A 21,898-nucleotide genomic window follows, 5' to 3' on the forward strand; every position below is an offset into this window, starting at 1 on the left:
TTTTGAGGGTGGCGAGCAGGGCGGTGAGGAGGTGGGTGGAGCGGGGGATGGCGAGGGCGATGTATTTCTCGGGGCCGGCGTCGTGGGTGAGCAGGTGGTGGGCGAGTTGGTTGGCTTGTTCGTTGAGTTGGCGGTAGGTGAGGGTGGTGGTGCCGTCGGTGACGGCGATGGCGTCGGGGGTCTTGGCGGCTTGCTGTTCGAAACGCCGGGTCAGGGTCGTGGGGTCCAGGGGCGTGGTGGTGTCGTTCCACTGACTGAGGACGCGGTGGTGTTCGCCCGGGAGCCAGATGTCGAGGTCGCCGACGGGGGTGCCGGGGTCCTGGGCGGCGTGGGCGAGGAGTCTTTCGAGGCGGTGGAGGAGCTGGTCGACGGTGCCGGGGTCGAACAGGTCGGTGGCGTACTCGGCCTGGCCCTCGATGCCGGCGGGGACGCCGGTGGGGCCGTGCCGCTCGGTGAGGTAGAGCGCCAGGTCGAAGGGCGCGACGTCGGTGGGGACGGGTTCGGCGGTGATGTGGGTGCCGGGGAGGTGGATGTCGGGTTGGTGGAAGTTCTGGAAGGCGAGCGCGACCTGGAAGAGAGGATGGCGGGCCAGGGAGCGGTCGGGGTTGAGGGCCTCGACGAGGTGGTCGAAGGGGAGGTCCTGGTGGGCGTAGGCGTCGACGTTGGTGGTGCGGGTCTGCGCGAGGAGCTGCGCGAAGGTGGGGTTGTCCTGGGTCCTCGTCCTCAGCACCAGCGTGTTGACGAAGAAGCCGACCAGGTCGTCGAGACCGGGATCGGTACGGCCGGCGACCGGAGCGCCGATGGGGATGTCGGTCCCGGCGCCCATGCGGGTGAGCAGCGCGGCCAGACCGGCGTGGATCACCATGAACAACGTGGCGTCGTGCCGGCGGGCCAGCGTGAGCAGGTCGGCGTGCAGGCCCGCGGGCAACGTGAACGGCAGGGTGGCACCGCGATGGCTGGCGACCGGAGGCCGGGGACGGTCCGTGGGCAGGGCCAGGTGGTCCGGGATGCCGGCCAGGGTGTCGCGCCAGTAGCCCAGTTGCCGGTTGAGCAGACTGCCGGGATCGTCCGGGGCGCCCAGGAGTTGCTGTTGCCACAAGGTGTAGTCGACGTACTGGACCGGCAGCGGGGCCCAATCCGGCGGCCGGCCGGCACAGCGGGCCTGGTAGGCGCTGGTCAGGTCCCGGGCCAGCGGCGCGAAGGACCACCCGTCCGCGGCGATGTGGTGCGCCACCAGGACCAGCACCTGGTCCTCGGGCCCCAGCCGCAGCAACTCCGCCCGGATCGGCAGATCGTGCTCAAGGTCGAACGGCCGGCCCGCCACCACCGCGAGCTGCTCCTCCAGTTCCTCCGGCACGACCGGGCGCACGGTGAGCGGCACGGTGATCTGCTCGACCGGCAGCACGACCTGCATCGGCTCGTCGTCCCGCGGACGGAACACGGTGCGCAGGCTCTCGTGCCGAGCCAGCACGTCCCCCAGCGCGGCCCGCAGCGCGTCCACGTCCATCACCCCGCGGAACCGCAGCGCCGTCGGCAGGTTGTAGGTCGCGCTGGGGCCTTCCAACTGCGCCAGGAACCACAACCGGCGCTGCGCGTACGAGGCTGGATACATATCTCGTTCTCCCATTGACGTCGCAGCGGAGCGAGGCGATCGGCGGGTGGCCGGGGACACACGCGAGGGCCCTCAGCCGTGGCCGGTGCCCTCGGCGGGGAGCCGCTCCGGACACTCCGCCGGGATGGTGGTCATTGCGTGGCTCAAGGACGCGGTGCCGCCGGTCCGTCCGTCATTCCCGCATCTCCGTCAGCCGCTCGCTCACTTCCCGGGCGAGGCTCATGTGGAGGGGGCTCAGCCCCGATTCCAGGAAGAGCCGGCGCATCGCTGATCTCCGTGTCTTGCCGCTGGTCGTCTTGCGCACCGCCCCCGGCCGTACGAACACGACGCTGGTGTGCCCCACCCCGAACTGCTCGGCCAGCCCGTGCTTGATGCGCGACGCCGCCCGGGCGAGGTCGTCCTGGGGCCGTGGACGCACTTCCTGGACGGCGACGACGTTGTCGTCCTCGAGCGCGAAGACCGCGGACGAGCCGAAGGTCAGGTCTTCCGCCATCTCCTGCATGGCGTGCTCCAGGTCCTGGGGGTGCAGGTTGCGGCCGTTCGAGATGATGACGTCCTTCATGCGCCCCGTGACGTAGAGCTGCGCCCCGTCGCGGACCCCGAGGTCGCCCGTACGCAGGTACCCCGCCCGGCCGTCCGCCGTCCGGACCCCGAACGTCTCCTCGTTCACCTTCTCCTGCCGCCAGTAGCCGCCGCTCACGCTGCTCCCGGTGACCCAGATCTCCCCGACCCGGCCGTCCTCCAGAGGCACCCGGGTCTCGGGGTCGACGATCAGCACGTCGCCGCGGAGGATCACTCCGCTGCTGACCAGGGCCTTGCCGTCCTCCCCCTCGGCCACGGGGACGAACCGGCCGCGCGCGAGTTGCTCGGCGTCCACCACCCGTTTCTCCATCGGGTGGTCGCAGGGCTTGCCGGTCACGATCAAGGTGGCCTCCGCCAGCCCGTAACAGGGCAGGAACGCGTCGACGCGGAACCCGGCGGGGGCGAACCGTTTCGCGAACTGCTCCAGGGTCCTGAGGCGGATGGGCTCGGCGCCGTTGAAGGCGGCCTCCCAGCGGCTGAGGTCCAGCCTCGCCGCCTGTTCCTCGCTCGTCTTGCGTACGCACAGCTCATACGCGAAGTCGGGGGCCACCGTCTGCCGCACCTGGTACCGGTCGATGAGTTCGAGCCACTTGTAGGGGTACTTCACGAACTCCAGGGAAGGCAGCAGAAGCAGCCACCCGCCCGTGTAGAGGGGGTAGAGAAGCTGCCCGATCAGCCCCATGTCGTGGGTCAGGGGCAACCATCCGCAGACCCTCGCCTCCCTCTTGCGCCCGAGGTAGGTGTGGATGAGGTCGAGGTTGCTCACCAGGCCGCCATGGCTGATCATCACGCCCTTCGGTTCGCTGGTGGACCCGGAGGTGTACTGGAGGAGCGCGATGTCGCCGGGCTCCGGCGGCTCGAAGGTCACGGCCCGCGCCGGAGGGGGTGCCGTGCGGGACACGGTGACGCAGGGCAGCCGGTGCCCGTGCCTGTCGGCCCAGTCGCGGACGACGTCCAGCGACTCGTCCACGGTGATGACGACGGACGGCTCGGCGTCGGCCGTCATTCCTTCCATCCGCTGGATGCCGGCGCGCGAACGCTCGGGCAGCGGAGCGGGCACCGCCACGAGGCGGGCGTAGGCGCAGGCGAAGAAGGCTATGGCGAAGTCCAGGCCGGCGGGGAAGAGCAGCAGCGCCCGGTCGCCCGGCCTGAACCCCTCGCCGACCAGTCTGGCCGCCAGCAGGCGCGCCTGTGCGGCGAGTTGCCCGAAGGTGAGGCCGTCCTCTATCCGTCCGTTCTTGATATCCGGCATGAATGCGAGGGCCTCTCGCTCCGGATGGCGCTCCGCCTTGTCGTCCAAGACGGTCACCAGCGTCATTTCCGGATCCCGTGCCATATTCACCCTTGAGGAGTGTGTGATACCGAATACGTGGCACGAAGCTATCAGTCGGCTTTTAAAAATACCTAAAAGGTGGCTTAAGTCCTGCCGGGGCCGGCGGCAACGCCGTCACGTGTTTCAGCGGCACCCGCTCTTTTACCGGGGGTGTTCGGGAGTAAAATCGCATTAGTGCGGCCCGCGGAGGGCGCGGCAGGCGAGAAGGTCCCAGGGAAAGTCGGCGGCCCGTGGCACGCCGACGGGCGGGAGAGCCTGCGGGGCGCGGGCGACGGTGGCCTCGTGACCGGGCCGTGCATGCACGCGAGTGTTTCACCGGAAGGTGGCGCAGATCTCGTCCCGCCCGCGGAGGTGACACCCTGGGGGTGATTCGATCGGGGCGGCGGCTGGACGTCGCGGGCGAACTGGCCGGGTTATCGGCTTTCGAGGGATCGGTAGTCGAGGCCGATGGAGATCGGCTCCCGAAGGAGAACCAATTGGTGCAGTCGTTGCAGTTGTGTCCCGGGGTCGAGGCCGAGCTCGTTGCGCAGGGCCCCGGTGAGCTCGCTGTACACCTCCAGCGCGTCCGCAGGCCGGCCTTGTTTGTGCAGTGCGATCATCAGGTAGGCGCAGAAGTTCTCGTGGTACGGATGTCGCGACGTCAGCGCGTAAAGTTCGCTGATCACTTCGGTGTTCCGGCCGAGCCGCAGGTCCAGGAGGATTCTTCTCTCGTGCGCCGCCTGCCGCATCTCGTTGAGACGGCGGGCCTCGGCCTGCAGGTCAGGGGTGGTGCACACGTCCGACAAGGCCGGTCCGCGCCAGAGCGACAGTGCTTCTGACAAAAGGTGTGAGGCGAACTCGATGTCCCCGGCTTCCTGCGCGGCCCGTGCCCGGAGCCAGCACCTCTCGAAAAGCGCGAGGTCCAGTTCGTTCTCGTCCACCTCCAGCATGTAACCCGGGGGCTGGGTGACGACGTTCGCCACACCGGGGGACAGGCCCATCTTCTCAAAAATCTTCCGAATATTGGATATATATACCTGCAAGGCGGTCTTCGCCGTTTTGGGCGGAGACTCGTACCACAGCTCGCGGATGAGTTGTTCCGTAGGGATCGCACGGTTGTGGCAACAGAGCAGGTTGGCGAGGAGGATGCGTAACTTCAAGGCGCCCGGGCTGCATGATTTGCCATTTCCCGTGATCAAATGAAGTGGGCCGAGAACTCCCAGCTTGGGCATTTACTCTCCGGTTGGTCGCTGAATTGAAGACTTAGGATGGACAAGACGGTGATCCGGGAAGTCATGGCTTGTGGTACTCGCCGGCCGCGACCGGCGGAGATCACGACCTGTCATCCAGAGCGACGGCGGCGCGTTACCGATGCTGTGGCGATGGATCACCGTGAAGCCTGTCGAGCAGGCGTTCGTAGTTCTGGTCGAGAAAGAAATGCCCGCCGGGGAGCTCCTCGATGGTCACCGTGGCGGCGAGTTGTTCCCACTGGGCGATCCTGTCCCGGTCCACGAGCGTGTCGTCCCTGCCGTACAGGACGCTGATGGGCGCGTTCAGTTTCCGGCCGGGGCACCGGTACGAACGGACCAGGTCCAGATCCGAGCGCAGGATGCCGATGGTCATCTCGAGCAGCTCGGGCGCGTCGAACAATTCATCAGGGCTTCCCATCTGGCGGAGGAACTCCACCGGGTCGTCCACGACCGGCGGATCTTCCTGAGGGGCGTTGCTCCCGGCGGCGACGAGACGGCGCGGGCCGGCCGCTCCCGCCGCCTCGACGCGGGCGGCGACTTCGTACGCCAGCACGGCACCCATGCAAAGACCGAGAAAAACGTACGGAACGTCTCTCGGCTCGATTGCGTCGACGACTGATTCCGCGACGCGGTCGGCCAGGATTTCCAGGTCGCGGATCGGCTCGTCGGCGAGCCTGGACATACGCCCGGGCAGTTCGACGGTGACGCATTCCGCGTGCTCTGACGTGACTTCACGGAGCTTCGCGAAGGAGCCGCTTCCGCCGCCCGCCGGTGGAAAACACACGATTATCATGGCCGGCGGTTTCCCGCCACGAGGCTGTGACCGGAGCCATTGTGGCCGCACTGACTCCCCGTTAGGTTTTGATGACCATCCGTGCATCTAGGGTCCCCGTCGGCTACTCAATAGGCCGGTCATTATTACCGATAAGATATCTAACATAACTTCGGGGAGGGAGGTCAAGGCCTCTGGATCGAAGCCTTAAGTTCTCCTCGCGGGCACGCGTTTGGGTACCGCGTGCGCACCCGCGGCACGTCAAATGAGGCAGGGCTGAATAAGACAGGTGATCCCCGGCTCCGTGACCCCCCGGACGCGTCCGGGCGGGGTGAGCCGGGGACGGTATTTCGGCCGCTCACGTCTCTGCCGAGCGTCCGGCGCCACCGCGCGATTCCCCTGGAGGACGCCCGCAGGACGGCCTGGCGGCCTCGCCCGGCGGGCCGCCGCCGGGTCTCCTGCCGTGCCGCCGGCCGCGTGGTCATCCAGGGACCCGGCGGGCGGGCCGCGGCGGGCTCATTTGTTCAGCAGGCTCTCCACGTACTGCGCGAGCTGGTTGATCGTCGGATAGCCCCAGGTCGCGGCCATGTAGTCGATCTCGATGTCGAGCTTGTTCTCGAGGTCGGCCAGCAGGCTGACGGCGTAGACGGAGTTCATCCCGTAGTGCGCGAGCTCGGTGTCGGGATCGATGGTGTCCTCTGGCTGGTCGAGGTAGAAGGCGATCCGCTGCCGCAGCCAGGACTGGAGCTCGCCGGTGGACTTGATCTGAAGGCTGTCGGCCATTTTCTGTATTCCCCTTCAGGCGGTCGCTCGCGAAGCAAGGGTCGAATAGGTGAGCCCGACTCGGATTTCGCTGCCGGCCGGCGCGTCACCGAACTCCATGTCCCGCCGATGCCCGCGCCGCACGCGCTCGCCTGCCGGAGGAAGACGACACCGTGCGTGCCTCGCCCGGGACCGCCGCTGGATTCAAGGCGCCGATATCCGGGGCGAATGAGATGACAGGATTCCGAGTGCGCGCGGCCGTATCGGTGAAGACGGCGGCCGACGGGCATCTCGGAGTTCCGGTCATATTCACCCCATTCAAGAATGCGGAACATGAATTTCCCCCGACAAAATGTCAGGAGCGACTGTAGCAGTCCTTACTAAAAGGCGCCTTAAATGCCACTTAAGCAATGTCGGGTGCGGCGGCAAATCTGAAGACCGGGCCAATGTGCGCCGTGGAGAGATTCGTCTAGCGTAGCCCCCGGATGCCTCTTCGTGACCTCGATTGTTTGAAATTGAAATGATTGAAGCGGGGATGACTCGCCGGGCCGCCGGAGGCGTGGGGCACCCAGGAAGGCCGCTTCACCCGCTCGAAAGGGATGATCATGCGCTTCGGACTGTTCTACGAGCTTCAACTTCCCCGGCCGTGGCGGCCCGACTCGGAGCGGCAGATCGTGCACGAGACGCTGGAGCAGATCGAGCTGGCCGATCGGCTCGGCTTCGACTACGCGTGGGCCGTCGAGCATCACTTCCTCGAGGAGTACAGCCACTGCTCGGCCCCCGAGGTGCTGCTCGGTGCGGCGAGCCAGCGCACGCGCCGCATCCGGCTCGGCCACGGGATCATGGTGCTGCCGCCGGGGGTCAATCCGACCGCCAGGGCGGCCGAGCGGGTCGGCATGCTCGACCTGCTGTGCGACGGCCGGGCCGAGTTCGGCACGGGGGAGTCGAGCACCGCCGTGGAGCTCGACGCGTTCGGGGTGGACATGTCCACCAAGAGAGCGCAGTGGCGCGAGGCGATCGACGCGGTCACCCGCATGTTCGTCGAGGAGCCGTTCGCGGGCTACGACGGGACGTACGTGCGCATGCCGCCGCGCAACGTGGTGCCGAAGCCGCTGCAGAAGCCACACCCGCCCCTGTGGACGGCGTGCAGCAAACGCGAGAGCCTCATCCACGCGGCCCGTCACGGCCTCGGTGCCCTCACCTTCTCCTTCGTCTCGCCGAACGAGGCCACGAAGTGGGTCGGCGACTACTACTCGACGATCGAGTCGGAGGACTGCGTGCCGGCCGGCTTCGCGGTCAACCCGCAGGTCGCGATGACGCTGTACCTGATGTGCGACAGCGACGAGGCCACCGCACGCGACCGCAGCCTGGCCGACCACCGGTTCTTCGCCAGGTCGCTCGCGTACTACTGGGGCCTCGGCTCGCACGTGCCAGGCAGGACCGTGCTCTCGCGCGAACTCGGTCTCGACCAGCCTAGGGAGGTGGTGAACCGGGAGTTCCCCGAGGTGCTGGAGGGCGCCTACGGCGGCGTCGGCACCCCCGAGCAGATCAGGAGGACGCTCCGGCAGTACGAGGACGCCGGGGTGGACCAGATCCTGCTGATCGCGCAGTCCGGCCGCATCAAGCACGAGCACATCTGCTCGTCGCTGGAACTGTTCGCCCGCGAGGTGATGCCGGAGTTCGCCGAGCGGCACGAGCGCGCCGAGTCGGCCAAGATGAAGCGGCTGGCCCCGGCGATCGACGCCGCGATGGCCCGGCGGGCGCCCGCCGAGCAGGCGGACTCCGCGTACCGCGTCCCCCGCACCGCCATGCCGACCTTGACGCCCCGCCCCGTGCCGGGTGCCTGACCCGGAATCGGTCCCGCGACCGATCGAGGCCGGAGGCCGGCCTCGATCACGCAGGTGTTCAGGGCACCTGCCTCCTCCACCGCCAAGGTCATTTATTGATTGCTGGGGTAATGCATGGATCTCCCTTCGCGGCTTCCGCTCTCGATGGCGCAGTCCGGTGTGTGGACGGCGCAGAACCTCGACCCCGACGACCCCTCCTACAACGCGGGCCAGTACGTGGAGATCACCGGCCCCCTGGACCTCGCGGTGCTGCGTGAGGCCGTACGGCAGACGCAGGAGGAGTCCGAGGCGATCCGGCTGCGGGTGCGCAGCGACGAGAACGGGTTCCACCAGGTGGTCGCGCCGTGCGAGGACGCCGGCCTCCCGCTCGTCGACCTGACCGGCGCGCCGGACCCCAGGCGGGCCGCGATCGAGTGGATGAACGCCGACGTCGCGAAGCCGGTGGACCTGACCGGGCAGGACCTGTTCGTGTCGGTCCTGCTCGCCCTCGGGCCGGACCACTGGATCTGGTACATGCGCGCTCACCACGTCATCATCGACGGCTTCGGCGCCGGCCTCGTCGCGAGCCGCGTGGCCGCCCTCTACACGGCGCTGCTGACCGGATCCGAACGCCCGAAGGCGTCCTGGGCGACGATCGGCGCCCTGCTCGACGAGGAGGCCGCGTACCGCGCCTCCGACGAGTTCGCGCGCGACAAGGCCTACTGGGACGGGCGTCTCGCCGACCGGCCAGAAGTCGTCGGGTTCGCCGACGTCGTCGCCCTGCCCGGCCGCGGCCAGACACGCCTCACCCGTACCGTGCCGGCCGCCACCCTGGCTCCGCTCGCCGCCGCCGCGGGCCTCACGGAACAGGGCTGGTCGGGCGCGTTCATCGCCGCGATCGCCGGCTACGTGCACCGCGCCACCGGGGCCCGCGACGTCGTGCTCGGCATGACCGTCACGGCGCGGCGCACCCCGATGGCGCTGCGCACGCCCTGCATGATGTCGAACGTCCTTCCCCTGCGCCTCGACGTCGCCCCCGGCACGACCATCGTGGACCTCGCCCGGCTCGTCAGGCAGGAGACCCACCGGCTGGTGCGGCACCAGCGCTACAACCAGGAGTACCTGCGGCGCGACCTCGGTTACGTCGATTCCGGGCGCCGGCTGTACGGGCCGGAGGTCAACGTCCTGCCGGTCGACCAGCGTCTCGACTTCGCCGGGACGCCGGGGACGTTGCGCTACCTGGCGTACGGCCCGGTCGAGGACATCTCGTTCACGGCGCACGCCGGCGCGGGGCAGGACATCTTCCTCGACTTCGCGGCCAACTCGCGGTGCTACACCGCCGACGACCTCGCCCTGCACGCCGAACGTGTCCCGTACTTCCTGGAACGGCTGGCGGCGGACCCGGGCCGCCCGATCGCGGACGTGGACATCCTCGTCCCGGCCGAACGCCGGCGTGTGCTGGTCGAGTGGAACGCCACGCAGGAGCCCGAGTCGTACGAGGACGTCGTCCGGCGGGTGCGGAAGGTCGCCGCGGCGTCACCCCGCCGGGTGGCGGCGGTGGACGACCGCCGGAGCGTCGACTACGCCACCCTCGTCGGCTGGTCGAGCGCGCTCACCCGCACCCTGCGGGAGTCGGGCGCCGGCCGGGAGGTGCTCGTCGGCGTGCTGACGGGACGAGGCGTCCACGTCGTCGCCGCGATGCTCGGCATCTGGGGCGCGGGCGCGACGTACGTCCACCTGGACGTCAAGGCCGCACTCGCGCGGAACGCGTCGCTCGTGGGCGACAGCGGCCTTCGTCTGCTCCTGGTGGAAGCGGAGTACACCGAGCTGGCTCGCGAGATCGCCGCGGCCGCCGGCCGGTCGATCGACATCGTGGTCCTCGGCGACGGCATCGACCCCCCCGAGGACCTGTGTCCCCTGGAGCCCGCCGGGTCTCATCTCGCCTACATCTACTTCACCTCCGGCTCGACGGGACGGCCGAAGGGCGCGATGGTCCACCAGGACGGGATGGTCAACCACCTCGTGGCCAAGGTGAACGACCTCGGCATGACCGCCGCGGACTCGGTGACGCACAACGCGCCGCTGACCTTCGACGTCTCGGTGTGGCAGATGGTCGCGCCGCTCCTCGTCGGCGGCCACACCCGGATCGTCGGCGACGACACGGCCGCGGACCCCTTCGCGCTGTTCGGCGTCATGGCGGCGGAGGGCATCACGATCCTGGAGGTCGTGCCGTCCTTCATGCGCGCCGCGCTCGCGGCGTGGAACAGCGGCGGGCCCGCCACCGCCCCGCCCGCGATGCCGGACTTCCGCTGGTTCATCGTCAACGGCGAGGTCCTGCCGCCGGAGATGTGCGTCCGCTGGTTCGACATTTATCCCCACGTCGACATCATCAACGCCTACGGGGCCACGGAGTGCTCCGACGACGTCAGCCACGCCGTGCTCACGAAGGACTCCCCCTACGACGTGCCCCGCGTCCCGGTCGGGCGGCCGTTGCGCAACACGCGGCTGTACGTCCTGGACGACGCGCTGCGGCCGGTGCCGATCGGCATGCCAGGCGAGCTGTACATCGCGGGCGTGGGAGTCGGACGCGGGTACCTGAACGACCCGGTGCGCACCTGCGCGCGGTACGTCCCCGATCCGTTCGGCGACGGCACGGGCGGCAGGATGTACCGCACGGGGGACCGTGTCCGCTACTTCCCGGACGGGCAGCTCGACTTCCTCGGGCGCCGCGACTTCCAGGTGAAGATCCGCGGGCAGCGCATCGAGCTCGGCGAGATCGAGGCCGCGCTGCGCGGCGCGCCCGGCGTCACCGACACCGTGGTCGTCGCCGCCGACGGCCCCGCGGGGCAGAAGCTCCTCGTCGGCTACGTCGTCGGGACCGGCGACCTGCACGCCGTGCGGAGCCACGCGGCCGACATCCTCCCCGATTACGCCGTGCCCACCGCCCTCGTCCCCCTCGACAGCCTGCCGCTGAACCAGAACGGGAAGGTCGACAGGAAGGCGCTGCCGCCGCCCCACCTCGCGCCCACGTCCGGCAGCCGGATGCCGGACACCGCCGAGGAGAAGGACCTGTGCCGGATCTTCAGCGAAGTGCTCGGCGTCTCGGAGACCGGCCCCGACGACGACTTCTTCATGCTCGGCGGGGACAGCATCCTGGCGATCCAGGTGGCGGCCCGCGCGAGGAAGTCCGGGTTGTCCCTCGGGCCTCGTGACGTCTTCCGGCACAGGACTCCCGCCCTGCTCGCCGCGGTGGCGCAGTCCGCCGCGCCGGCCGAGCCCTCCGGCGTCCCGCCGGAGGAGACGACCGGCCTGATCCCCGCGACACCGGTCATGCACTGGCTGCGCGAGCTCGGCGGCCCCATCCAGGGATACCACCAGAGCCTCGTGGTGCGGGTGCCCCCTCTCGTCGAGGCGGAGCTCGTCGCCGCGGTGCAGGCCGTCCTCGACACGCACGACGCCCTGCGGTCGCGCCTCGTCACCGGCGGGGACGGCACGGTCTGGGGGTTGTCCGTGCGCGAGGTGGGCGAGGCCGACGCCCGCGACTGCGTGCGCCGGGTCGGCGACGCGGGCCGTGACGACGAGGAACGGGCGGCGGTCCTGCGACGGGAGTTCGTCGCGGCGCGCGACCGGCTCGACCCCGCCGCCGGGCGGATGATGGAGGTCGTCTGGCTGGAGGAGGGCCCCGGCGACGGGGGCCGCCTCCTGCTGGTCGTCCACCACACGGTGGTGGACGCGGTGTCGTGGCACATCCTGCTGGCCGATCTCGCCGCGGCCTGGCAGGCCGCCGCCTCAGGCGGGCGTCCCGGCCTGGACCGGCCGGTCACCTCGTTCAGGCGATGGGCCGAGGGGCTGATCCTTTCTGCCCACGATCCCGCGTGGGCCGCCACGCTGGGCGTCTGGACCGCCATGCTCACGCCGCCCGCGTCCTCCCTGGGGCGCCGCCCCCTCGACCGGCGGCGTGACGTGGCCGGGCGCACCAGATCGCTCACCGTGACCCTCGGCGTCCCCGAGACCGAGACGCTGATCACCCACGCCCCGCGGGCCTTCGGCGCCGACGTGCAGGACGTGCTGGTCACCGGGCTGGCGATGGCGCTGTCGGAGGTCACCGGCCACGGTGGGGTCCCGATCGACCTCGAGGGGCACGGCCGGGAGGACATCGTGCCCCGGGCGGACCTGGTCCGCACCGTCGGCTGGTTCACCAGCGTGTTCCCGGTGCGCTGCGAGCTGGGCGACGGCACAGGGGAGCTCCCGCTCGGCGCCCGCGCTGTCGAGGCGCTCAAACGCGTCAAGGAGCAGTTGCGCGCGCTCCCCGGCAGGGGCGTCGGCTACGGGCTCATGCGGTACCTGAACCCGGTGACCCGCCCCCTGCTGGCCGCGCTGCCCGCGCCCGAGGTCCGCTTCAACTACCTCGGCCGCTTCACGATGGCCGAGGGGAGGAGCGACCACTGGCGGGCGGAGCCGAGCTCCTTCGACCTGGTGGCCCAGCCGCCGGACATGCCCGTGAGCCACGTGCTGGACGTCGTGGCGATCGTGAACGTCCACCCCGGCGGGCCCCGTCTGTCCCTCAGCATGACCTGGCCCGAGGAAGTGCTCGAGGAAAAACGGGCCGGGGAGATCGCCGGCCGCTGGCGCGAGGTACTCGAAGCGCTCGGGGAGCATGTCACGCGGACAGGCGCCGGCGGGCTGACTCCGTCGGACGTCGAGCTGGTGGCCGTGAACCAGGCGGAGATCGAGGAGTTCGAAGCCGAGTACATGTAACATGTCCGGGATCTCGCGGCGACCTCTCACGGCAGGAGCGTTATGAGTGACTCCGTCGTCCGGCCCACGCCGGGCGAAAGGAGGGGAACGGCCTCCCGCATGGACCGGGGGCTGACTCTGGGCACCGCCGTCGCCGTCGGCGTGGCCCTCGTGCCGGAGAGCCGGTGGCTGACCGTGGCCGGCATGGTCGCCTTGCTGGTGATCACGGTGCTCGCCTGCCGCCGGCCGTCTCCCGCCGTGCTGCGCGCCGTCCTGATGTCCGACCTGATCGTGCTGCTGTTCTCGCTGTACCTCTTCGCGGGCTGGCCGCCGGCACTGGTCACGACACTGTTCGTGGTCGCGCCGGTGGCCGCCGGCGTGGTGCTGCACCGTCTCGGCCGGCTGCGTCCCGTCGCGCCGTGGCTGAGATGGGGACGGCTCAGCCCGCCCATGATCGCCCTGTTCCTCGCCACCGTCGTCGCCAGCGTCGCCGGCCTGGCCGTGTGGGCGCTCGTCTACAAGCCCGACGTCTCCGACTACCTCGGCCAGTTGCGCGACACCACCCCGTGGCAGGCGTTCCTCGCCGTCGCCGGCTTCTCCGTCGTCAACTCGGCCTGGGAGGAGATGCTGTTCCGCGGGGTCCTCCTCACGGAACTGCTCAACACCTGGGGACCTCGCGCCGCGCTCGTCATCGAGTCGGTCTCCTTCGGCGTCTCCCACGCCAACGGCTTCCCCTCCGGGGTCGTCGGCGTGCTCATGGCGCTGGCATGGGGCTTCGTGCTCGGCGTGATACGGATGCGGACCGGCGGCATCGGTTTCCCCTTCGCCGCCCATGTGGTGTCGAACGCGACGATCGCCCTTCTCGCCTATTCCTACCTCTGAGCCCGGCCCGGCCCGGGGGTATAGTCGGTCGTGATGATCTCACCCTCGCCCGCCGGCGCCCCCGGCCCGGCCGTGGCGGGCCTGCGCGAGCGCAAGAAGGCCAGGACCCGCCGGGCGATCCAGGACCACGCGCTGCGCCTGTTCGCCGAGCACGGCTACGAGGCCACCACCGTGGAGCGCATCGCCGAGGCCGCCGAGGTCTCACCCAGCACGTTCTTCCGGTACTTCCCCACCAAAGAGGACCTGCTGCTGCGGGACGAGTACGACCCCCTGCTGGCCGAGGTGTTCCGCGCGCAGCCGCCGCACCTGCCGCCGCTCGACGCGCTGCGCGCCGCGTTCCGCGCCGTCACCGAGGAGGCCGGTGACGCCGACCTGGAGTCGGCCCTGTTCCGCGTGCGGCTCGCCATGACCGTGCCCGCGGCCCGCGCCCGCACGCTGGAGAACCTGCTGTCCATGATGGACCAGCTCGGGGACGCGGTCGCCGAGCGCGCCGGGGCCGACCCCCGCGCCCCCGCCGTGCGGGTCTTCGCCGGGGCCGTGCTCGGCGCCCTGCTCCCCGCGATGCTCACCTGGGCCGAGTCCGGCGGCGCGACCACGCTGGCCGACCTCGTCGACGAGGCGCTCACCCTTCTTTCCGCCGGCCTTCCCGTGTGACCCGGAATGAATCCCCGATGGCACACCTTGAACGCGTCTGAACGGGGTGCCGTGACGCATCGGAACAATGCGGTTCCGGGGAGCGATGAATATGGGGCGATCGTTTATCTATGACCGCCAGTAATGCCGGTGGTCAATCGTGTAGTTCCACTCGCCGTGAAACATATGGCGCACGAGGCGAAGCGAAGCGTGCTCCTGCGGAGGGTCCACGACGGCCCGCGGGTCGAATTCCACGGCCGTGTCCGCGACGGGCACGACGGTGACGTGGTGGGCGATCGGCGGCCCGCCGTGCCAGTCCATGTAGAGCGTGGCGAACGTCCGCTGCCGTACCCCGGTCCACTTGCGTGTGCCGTCCGGCAGGTGGCACACCGTGACCGCCAGCGACGCCTGCGCGGCGAACGCCGCGAGGTGGCGCTCCCACACGCCGAGCCGGCCCTCGGCCCTCGCCGACGCGGTCGCGCCGATGCCGACGAGCATGCGGCTGGCCGAGGGGTTGGCGTGCCGCCCCGCACGCTCCCACCACAGGCGCAGCGTGGCCACCGCGAACACCGCGGTGTCGTCGTCCCACTCGGTCCTGCGCCACCGCGCGCCCGGGGTGTCCGCCTCGCCGTCCCGCGGGCACAGTTGCCGACGCTCGATGTCCAGCCCCACCACCGGCTGGCCCGCGCTCCACCGCCCCGCCTCGGCCGCGGCGTACCCGAACTGCGCGTCCCTGTCCCGGGCCCTCAGCCCCGCGCTGGCGTCGTACTGCAGGCGGTACCCGGTGTCCTTCAGCATCCGCGCCACCGTCCGCGGGCTCACCACGTGGCCGCGGGCGCCGAGCGCCGTGGCGAGCCGCGCCGTCGATTGCGTCGTCCACCGCAGCGGGCGCCGCGCAGAAACACGCGGCGGGTCCACCAGCGCGTCCAGCGCCGCCGCCATCGCCGGATCCACCTCCTCGGCCCGCTTGCGTCCCCCGCCGCGGCGGCGCACCCGCTCGGCCGGCACGGTCACCGGGCGGGACGCGAGCTGGCGCACGCCGCGCCGCACCATGTCCGGCGACGCCCCCGTCACCCGCGCGATCAGCGCGATCCCGCCGTGGCCGAGGGCACGCGCTTCGGCGGCCAGCAACAGCCGCCATTGCCGTTCGTTCAAATGTGGCCGTAGCTCGCCCAGCTTTCTCGTCAGGATTTCCTCGATGCCGGTCGAGTCGGCCATATGTCTTGATCACCACACTTGTTTCTGCGCGGCAGGCATGTCTTGTAAACAGATGATGGCTGCTGGATCTTGTTGGAGTCACTAGCTCCCGCACGGCGGCGTTAATCGCAGCCCGCCGTACACGGAAAGGAGCCGGATTTTGACCACGGGCACCCTGGACGTGTTGCGCGCCGCCCGTCAGGTGAACGCCGCCGAATGGGACGCGCTGGTGGACCGGTCGGGCGCGCCGGTCTTCTACCGGCACCGGGTGCTGAGCGCGTACGAGCACGCGCGGCTCGGCGGCCAGCGCGCCGCCGCGTACCTGCTGGCCCGCGACCCCGGCGGGACGCCTGTGGGGGCGCTGCCGGTCTACCTGCTCGACGGGCGGGAGATCTTCTCCGTCCTCGGCGTGCCCGCCCCGGCGGGCGGCGCGCTCGCCGACGCGCTGATCAGCCACTTCCCGCACTGCTACGACACCACGGCGATGCTGGCGCCGCCCGACCCCGCGGTGCTGCGCGGGCTGCAGGAGGCCGCGCTTGCCGAGGCGTCGCGCCTCGGGGCGCGGATCTGGTGCCTGCTCAACGTGCCCGCCGACGGGCCGCTCGCCGCGCTGCTCGCCGGCCTGCCGGGGGCGCGGCCGGTGCCGTCCGCCGCCCGCTGGTACCTGGACCCGCCGGCGTACGGCGGCCTGGACGGCTTCCTCGCCGGCATGTCCCGCGCCACCCGCCGCACGCTGCGCTCCGCCGCCCGGCGGGCCGAGGCCGCCGGGGCGCGGGCCGAGCTGAGCGACGGTCCCGCCCAGGACGTGGACGACGTCGTGGCGCTGTGCGCGGCCACCGGCGCCAAGCACGGCACCAACTACTACGCCGAGGACGCGGTGCGCGCGTTCCTCACCGCGCTCGGCGACGACCTCACGGTGCTGCGCGTGCGCCTCGGCGAGCGCACCCTCGCCGCGTCGGTGTGCTTCCGGGACGGCGACGTGCTGCACACCTGGGCGGGCGGCGCGGTCTACCCGCCGGAGCTCAACTGGAGCCCCAACTACGTGCTGTTCCACCACGAGCTGCGCCTGGCCTTCGAGCTCGGGGTGCGGCGCCTGGAGTGCGGCCGCCGCAACGACGACTTCAAGTCCCGCCACCGCCTGTCCCGCCGGGACCTGCTGGCCTTCGTCTGGGAGGTGTGACCGTGCGCACACAGGCCGAAACCGGCTTCGCCGAGCACCTGTGGCCGTCCGGCGCCACCCGGTTGTACGCCACCCCCGGCTGGCTCCGCGCCAACATCACCCGCCCCGGCGGCCGCGCGTACACCGTCCAGGCGACCACCACGCCGTCCACGCACGACGACGCCCCGCGTGACGGCGGCCAGGGTGCCGGTGACCGCGTCCTGGGTGGTTCTGGTGGTGGTCCGGGTGTCACTGGCGGTGTCCTGGATGGCTCCGGTGGTGGTCCGGATGTCACTGGCGGTGTCCTGGATGGCTCCGGTGGCGGTCCGGGTGTCACCGGCGGCGGTCCTGGTCGCCCTGACGGCGGCCTCGGCGCTACTGGGCGTTCCATCAGCGTGCTGGCCTTCCTCGACAAAGGGGACGAGTCGGGCGAGGCGTACGACCTCGTGCGCACCACGGTGCGGTGGCCGCTCGTCTTCCCCTGGGCGCCGGAGGGAGAAGCGCCGCTGCGGGCGGCGCTGGCACGCCGGCCGGGCCTGGAGGCCGCGCTGATGCCGAGCCTGCGGGCGGTGCTCCCCGGCTACGAACACGCGGTGACCGGGCCGCACCACCCCGGGCTGCCGGACGCGGCCGTGTCCCCGCACGACCTGGGGCCGCTGGACGCGGCGGTGTCCGGGCCGCACGACCCCCGGCTGCCGGACGCGGGGGTGTCCCCCCACGATCCCGGGCTGCTGGACGCGGGGAACTCCCCGCAGGATCTCGGGTCGCTGGACGCCGGTATCTCCCCGCACGATCCGGGGCTGCTGGACGCGGGGATCTCCCCGCGCGACCTGGGGCTGCTGGACGCGGCGGTGTCCGGGCTGACCGCGCTGGCCCGCGACCTCGGGGCGGCGGCCTGCGCGTTCCTCTACGTGCCGCGGGACGCCGTGGCGGTGCGGCGGGTGCTCGCCGGGCACGGGTTCGTCCCGATCGCGCTGACGTCCCGGGGGGTGCTGCGGGTGCGGTGGGCGGACCTCGACGGGTACACCGCCGCGCTGCGCCCCGGCCGCGGGCGCAAGGTGCGGCGGGAGCTGCGTCAGATCGCGGACATGGGTCTCACGTCCCGCGAGGCCGACCCGCGGGAGGGCCTGGAGGCCGTCACCCGGCTGCGGTGCGCGCACCTGACGAAGTTCGGGCGGGTGCCGGACGTGGCGGCGGAGCGGGCGCGCACGGCGGGTGTGCTGGCCGGGTTCCCGCCCGAGTCGCTGCGGCTGGTGCTGACCTCCCACCAGGGCCGCGACGTCTCGTGCCTGTTGCTGGTGCGGCACCGCGGCACCGTGTACGCGGCGCTCGGCGCCACCGACCCCCGTCCGGGCCTCGGGCTGGCGCACTTCGAGAGCGCCTACTACGCCCCCATCCGCCTGGGGATGTACCGCCCCGGCGACCTGGTGGACTACGGCATCAGCCACCTGGACGCCAAGGCCTGGCGCGGCTGCGACCTGCGGCCTCTGGACGCGTGGGTGCTGGCCTTCACCGAGGACGTCCGGCCGGTGCTGCGCGAGGTGTCCGGCCTGTCCTTCCGGTACAGCCTGGAGGCCCCGGGCGAGGTCCCCGCCGCGGAGGTGGGCCGATGAGCGGCGAGCACGTGCCCGCTCTGCTGGCGTGCGGCGTCACCTTCGTCACCGGCGTGCCGGACTCCGCGCTCGCCCCGCTCACCGCCGAGCTGGACGCCGGTCACCGGGGCGCGATGTACCTGCCCGCCACCCGGGAGGACAACGCGGTCGCGCTGGCCGTCGGGGCGTGGCTCGGCGGCGCGTCCCCGCTGGTGTTCATGAAGAGCATGGGCCTCGGCAACGCCGGCGACGCCCTCACCAGCCTGGCCCAGGTGTACGAGGTCCCCCTGCCGATGTACATCGCCTGGCACGGCCACCGCGGCGGGGACGTCCCGCACCACAACGTGCTCGGCGAGGTGCTCGCCGAGGTCCTGGACGCCCTGCGCGTCCCGGTGGTCCGCCACGTGATGGGCACCGGCACCTTCGCGGCCGCCCTCGCCGAGACGACCACCCTGGCCCGCGCCCGCAACCGCCCCGCGGCCCTGCTCGGCATCCCCGCCCACCTCGCCGGGGAGGCACCCCATGCGGCATGACGAGCGGACCACGGCACCCCCGGACGAACCCCGCGTCACCGGACGGGACGAGCCCCCGGCGCCGACCCCCGCGGGCATGTGGCCGGGGGAGACGCACGGCGAGGTGCCGGCCGCGTCCCCCGTGGTCGCCCGGCTGGGGGAGACGCACGGCGAGGTGCCGGTCGCGTCTCCGGTGGGCACCCGGCGGGGGAAGACGCACGGCGAGGTGCCGGTCGCGGTCCCCGTGGGCGCCTGGCGGGGGGAGACCGCCGGGCGGGACGAGGTGCTGGCCGTGGTGCTTCAGGCCGCGCGGGCCGCGGGTGCGGCGGTGTTCACCGGGAACGGGGACGTGGCGCGGGCCGTCGCGGCGGTGGGGGACCACCCGCTGAACTTCTCGATGTTCGGCAGCATGGGGCTCGCGCCGGTGCTGGCCGCCGGGTTCGCCGCCCGCACCGGACGGCCCGTGGTGGCCGTCGAGGGGGACGGCAACGCGCTGATGGGGCTGAGCGGCCTCCCGGTGACCGCGTTCGCGGCCGGTACGCCGTTCGTCCACGTGGTGCTGGACAACGGGGTGTACGAGACCACCGGCGGCCAGCCGACCCTCGCGGCCCGGGTGGACCTGCCCGCCATGGCCCTCGCCGCCGGGTACGCCACCGCCGGCCGCCCGGGCGGGCCAGGGGAGCTGAGGGACGTGCTGGACGGCGGGCTGCGCGCCCCCGGGCCGTCGTTCGTGCTGGTGCGCACCCGGCTCGCCACCGGGGCGCGGCACCCGCGTGTGGCCGCCCACCCCAGGGACATCGCCCGCCGCTTCAAGGCGGCGGCGGGCACCGACGACACGACGACACGATGAGCGGAGGATCATGCCGGGATCGAAGGCCGCCGCGTTACGCCGCCTCCTGGACGGGCCGGGGCTGGTGCGCGCCGCCGGGGCGCACAACGGGCTGACCGCGCGACTGGTCGAGCAGGCCGGTTTCGACGCGGTGTGGGCGTCCAGCTTCGAGGTGTCCGCCAGCTACGGGCTGCCGGACGCCAGCCTGGTCACGATGACGCAGTACCTCGCCGCGGCGGAGGCGATGGAGGCGGTGGTGGACATCCCGGTCATCGCGGACTGCGACACCGGATTCGGCGGGCCGCTCAACGTGGCCCACATGGTGCGCAGCTACCGGCGGCGCGGCATCGCCGCCGTGTGCTTCGAGGACAAGACGTTCCCCAAGGCCAACAGCCTGTCCGACGCCGAGCACGAGCTGATCTCCACCGATCGTTTCGTCGCGAAGATCCGGGCCGCCGTCCGGGCCAGGGAGGACGGCGACCTGGTGCTCATCGCCCGCACCGAGGCCCTCATCGCGGGCTTCGACGTCGACGAGGCCCTGCACCGCGGCCGCGCCTACGCCCGCGCCGGCGCCGACGCCGTGCTCGTCCACAGCAAGGACCCCGGCCCCGAACGTGTGCTCAAGGCCGCCGCGTTGTGGGACGAGCCGGCACCGCTGGTCGTCGTCCCCACCACCTACGGCCACGTCTCGGAGGACACCCTCCACGAGGCCGGCGTCCGCGTCGTCATCTACGCCAACCAGGGCCTGCGCGCCCTGGTCGGCGGCGTGTCCCGCACCCTGCGCGACCTGCGCCGCCACGGCCGCGCCGACGCCGTCGACCAGGACATCGTGCCGGTGTCCGACATCTTCGCCCTGCAGCGGTCCCCCGACGCGGAGAACCCCTCATGACCCCGGCCACCGGCCCGGACCCCGCGGGCGCCGTCCGCGCCCCGGCCGCCCCCGAGCTGCGGGCCGCCTGGGCGTACCCCCATGAGTGGCGGGACGCGGCCGGCGTGTCACTCCTCGCGGAGGAGTCGTGGCACCGGGCCACGGCCGGCCGGCTGGAAGGACGGCCGGTGTGGTTGTGGCTGACCGGAAGGCGGGCCAGGACCGGTCTCGATGGCCACGAGGTCAGGGCCGGGCACGGCGCGGACGAGGTCGCGGCCGGACCCGGGGAGCGGGACCTCAGGGGCGGGCCGGGCAGGCACGAGGTGACGGCCGGGCCCGGGGGGCAGGACGTCAGGGGCGGGCCGGGAGGGCGCGAGGTGACGGCCGGGCCCGGGGGGCAGGACGTCAGGGGCGGGCCGGGAGGGCGCGAGGTGACGGCCGGGCTCGCCGGGGTCGTGGTGGGGGACCCAGACGCCTACACCTTCGGCAACCTGCGCCTGCTGCTGGCCGACGCGGCGGCGCCGTTCGCGCCGCCGGGAGCCGTGCCGGGTGAGGCGGCGGCCGTGGCGGGGGAGTTGTTCCCCAACCTGTTCCTCAGCTACCCCGGTTACGCGACGTTCCCCGTGGGGGCGCGGCGGGACGACCCGGCCGTGGTGGGCGCGCTGCTCGACGCCGTCGTGGCGTGGGCGGCGGACGCGGGGACGCGGGCCGTCGCGCTGCCGTACACCGAGGCGGGCGGCGTGCTCGCGGGCGTGGCCCGCGCGGCGGGGTTCACGGCGATCCCGCTGACCAGCGATTCCTACGTGGACGTGCCGCCCGGCGGCTTCCCGGCGTACCTGGCCGCGCTTCCCGCCCACCGCCGCAGGCGGGTGGCCGCCGAACGCCGGCGGCTGCACGCCTCCGGCTTGCGCGGGCGCCTGGTCGAGCACGTGGACGCCTGCCTGCTTGAGCGCGTCGTCGCCCTGCGCGTCCGCCAGCGGGCCCGTTACGGCCTGCCCGCCGACCCCGCCGCCGAGCACGCTCGCCTGTCCCGCCTGCTCGCCGCGATGGGCGACCGCGCGACCGTCGTGATCGTCGGCGAGCCGGACGCCCCTGTCTGCTTCACCCTCCAGGCCAAGGACGGCGACACCTGGCACGAGATCTGCAGCGGCACCGACTACGACGACCCCCGCAGCCGCACCGCGTACTTCGAGGCCGTCTTCTACACCCCCATCGAGTACGCCCCCGGCCGCGGCGTCCGCCGGATCTCCTACGGCCTCGGCGCCGAGTAGGCCAAACTCCTGCGCGGCTGTCACCTGATCCCCACCGAGTGCCTCCTGCTCGGCCTCACCGGGCCGGCCCGCCGCGCCGTCGCCGCGATCGCCGCCGCCTGG

16 protein-coding genes are annotated in these 21,898 nt (G+C 71.9%); 10 read left to right on the forward strand and 6 right to left on the reverse strand.

Annotation, left to right across the window (positions count from 1 at the left end):
• From ABGB17_RS35995 to ABGB17_RS36015, 5 genes are all read right to left on the reverse strand, one after another.
• A partial coding sequence (locus ABGB17_RS35995; protein WP_347638310.1) for a condensation domain-containing protein occupies window positions 1-1,612 on the reverse strand: 1,612 nt, incomplete at its 3' end.
• A gap of 172 nt (window positions 1,613-1,784) precedes the next feature.
• Window positions 1,785-3,512 (reverse strand): fatty acyl-AMP ligase, encoded by a 1,728-nt coding sequence (locus tag ABGB17_RS36000; protein ID WP_347638312.1) that lies wholly within the window; start codon window positions 3,510-3,512, stop codon window positions 1,785-1,787.
• A 428-nt stretch (window positions 3,513-3,940) separates the two neighbouring features.
• Complete coding sequence (locus ABGB17_RS36005) at window positions 3,941-4,666, reverse strand: AfsR/SARP family transcriptional regulator (protein WP_347638314.1); 726 nt, start codon at window positions 4,664-4,666, stop codon at window positions 3,941-3,943.
• Between the two features lie 205 nt (window positions 4,667-4,871).
• Window positions 4,872-5,636 carry an alpha/beta fold hydrolase gene (locus ABGB17_RS36010; protein WP_347638316.1) on the reverse strand — a complete coding sequence of 255 codons (765 nt, stop codon included), beginning with the start codon at window positions 5,634-5,636 and terminating at the stop codon, window positions 4,872-4,874.
• A 408-nt stretch (window positions 5,637-6,044) separates the two neighbouring features.
• Window positions 6,045-6,311 carry an acyl carrier protein gene (locus ABGB17_RS36015; protein WP_347638318.1) on the reverse strand — a complete coding sequence of 89 codons (267 nt, stop codon included), beginning with the start codon at window positions 6,309-6,311 and terminating at the stop codon, window positions 6,045-6,047.
• 584 nt (window positions 6,312-6,895) lie between these two features.
• Here ABGB17_RS36015 and ABGB17_RS36020 point away from each other — a divergent pair.
• The 4 genes from ABGB17_RS36020 to ABGB17_RS36035 all read left to right on the forward strand — a co-directional run bounded on the left by ABGB17_RS36020 (window position 6,896) and on the right by ABGB17_RS36035 (window position 14,389).
• The gene (locus ABGB17_RS36020; RefSeq protein ID WP_347638320.1) at window positions 6,896-8,137 is read left to right on the forward strand and encodes an LLM class flavin-dependent oxidoreductase; all 1,242 of its coding nucleotides are present in this window, start codon (window positions 6,896-6,898) and stop codon (window positions 8,135-8,137) included.
• A gap of 114 nt (window positions 8,138-8,251) precedes the next feature.
• A complete protein-coding gene (locus tag ABGB17_RS36025; RefSeq protein ID WP_347638322.1) occupies window positions 8,252-12,874 on the forward strand; it encodes an amino acid adenylation domain-containing protein in 4,623 nt (1,540 codons plus the stop codon).
• 42 nt (window positions 12,875-12,916) lie between these two features.
• Window positions 12,917-13,735, forward strand: coding sequence for a type II CAAX endopeptidase family protein (locus ABGB17_RS36030; protein ID WP_347638324.1), 819 nt, complete (start codon window positions 12,917-12,919; stop codon window positions 13,733-13,735).
• Window positions 13,736-13,768: 33 nt separating this feature from the next.
• Window positions 13,769-14,389, forward strand: a complete 621-nt coding sequence (locus tag ABGB17_RS36035) for a TetR family transcriptional regulator (protein WP_347638326.1) — start codon at window positions 13,769-13,771, stop codon at window positions 14,387-14,389.
• Window positions 14,390-14,497: 108 nt separating this feature from the next.
• Here ABGB17_RS36035 and ABGB17_RS36040 read toward each other — a convergent pair whose 3' ends face one another.
• A complete protein-coding gene (locus ABGB17_RS36040; protein WP_347638328.1) occupies window positions 14,498-15,586 on the reverse strand; it encodes a hypothetical protein in 1,089 nt (362 codons plus the stop codon).
• Between the two features lie 139 nt (window positions 15,587-15,725).
• Here ABGB17_RS36040 and ABGB17_RS36045 point away from each other — a divergent pair, with 139 nt between their 5' ends.
• The 6 genes from ABGB17_RS36045 to ABGB17_RS36070 are packed head-to-tail and all read left to right on the forward strand — an operon-like array spanning window position 15,726 to window position 21,796.
• The gene (locus ABGB17_RS36045) at window positions 15,726-16,745 is read left to right on the forward strand and encodes a GNAT family N-acetyltransferase (protein WP_347638330.1); all 1,020 of its coding nucleotides are present in this window, start codon (window positions 15,726-15,728) and stop codon (window positions 16,743-16,745) included.
• A gap of 2 nt (window positions 16,746-16,747) precedes the next feature.
• Window positions 16,748-18,337 carry a hypothetical protein gene (locus tag ABGB17_RS36050; RefSeq protein WP_347638332.1) on the forward strand — a complete coding sequence of 530 codons (1,590 nt, stop codon included), beginning with the start codon at window positions 16,748-16,750 and terminating at the stop codon, window positions 18,335-18,337.
• The gene (locus ABGB17_RS36055) at window positions 18,334-18,849 is read left to right on the forward strand and encodes a hypothetical protein (protein ID WP_347638334.1); all 516 of its coding nucleotides are present in this window, start codon (window positions 18,334-18,336) and stop codon (window positions 18,847-18,849) included. Before ABGB17_RS36050 ends, ABGB17_RS36055 begins: the two co-directional genes overlap by 4 nt.
• Complete coding sequence (locus tag ABGB17_RS36060) at window positions 18,839-19,678, forward strand: thiamine pyrophosphate-dependent enzyme (RefSeq protein ID WP_347638336.1); 840 nt, start codon at window positions 18,839-18,841, stop codon at window positions 19,676-19,678. Before ABGB17_RS36055 ends, ABGB17_RS36060 begins: the two co-directional genes overlap by 11 nt.
• A gap of 10 nt (window positions 19,679-19,688) precedes the next feature.
• Entirely contained in the window at window positions 19,689-20,546 is an 858-nt protein-coding gene (locus ABGB17_RS36065; RefSeq protein ID WP_347638338.1) for an isocitrate lyase/phosphoenolpyruvate mutase family protein, read from the forward strand.
• Complete coding sequence (locus ABGB17_RS36070) at window positions 20,543-21,796, forward strand: hypothetical protein (RefSeq protein ID WP_347638340.1); 1,254 nt, start codon at window positions 20,543-20,545, stop codon at window positions 21,794-21,796. The genes ABGB17_RS36065 and ABGB17_RS36070 overlap by 4 nt, the downstream gene beginning before the upstream one ends.
• Window positions 21,797-21,898: the final 102 nt, after the last annotated feature.

This window comes from Sphaerisporangium sp. B11E5 (assembly GCF_039871875.1).
Lineage (GTDB): Bacteria > Actinomycetota > Actinomycetes > Streptosporangiales > Streptosporangiaceae > Sphaerisporangium.